Annotated in this window: 1 protein-coding gene; it reads left to right on the forward strand. The window is 43.5% G+C overall.

What is annotated here, in order from left to right:
- Positions 1-800 (forward strand): cell division protein ZipA C-terminal FtsZ-binding domain-containing protein (locus G3N97_RS39170; RefSeq protein WP_205998049.1); only part of this gene is annotated, 800 nt, incomplete at both ends.

The raw sequence follows: 800 nt of genomic DNA on the forward strand, positions 1-800 counted from the left end.
TTGCCGTCTAGAATTGAGAGTTCAAATAAAAAAGTAGAGCCTGAAGATGCATTATCCAGTATGGCTGCTGCTGTGGTGGCTGCACCTGTGATGTCACAAACCTCGCAAGCACAAATGGTTTATGAGCCTTTAACAGAGAATAATAAAGAAAATCAGGCAGATACGCAGGCAAAAATTGATGAGAATTCACAAAATCAAGACAGTGTTCGCGTCAATAATCCAAGTGGCGGTCTGTCGCACGCTCAAGATTGGCAAGCACATGATGATGAAAATCAGGACGCTGATTATGTGGTAGATATGACCTTTGACAAACGCTCGGCTGTACTCGATGAGCATTTGGATGAACGCCGAATTTTTGACCAAAATAACGACCCTTTGCTTAATGCAACAGAAACGGTGAGCATTGCCATTATGCCACGCAACTCGTTTGCTGGGTTGCCAGGTTGCACCGTACTTGAAATTGTGCGTACATATGGTATGAAATATGGCGTTATGAATCTGTTTCATCGCTATGAAAATGAAGATGGTACGGGTGATTTGTGGTTTAGTATGATGGGCGTTGGGTATGAGGGAGTGTGTGCATTTGACTTAAACAGTTTGCCTGAATCTCATTTTATGGGGCTGACTTTATTTTTGGCATTACCGCATCCACATGCGTTAAGAGGATTTGACAGCATGGTCTCGGTGGCACATATGATTGCTCAGGACTTGTCGGCAGATATGCTTGATGAGCAAGGCGATTTGGTTGATGATGCTTATTTTGCTAAGCTTCGTTCGGTCGTTTCTGAGCATAACGCCAA

Source organism: Paraburkholderia sp. Ac-20347 (assembly GCF_017104805.1).
Classification (GTDB): domain Bacteria; phylum Pseudomonadota; class Gammaproteobacteria; order Burkholderiales; family Burkholderiaceae; genus Paraburkholderia; species Paraburkholderia tropica.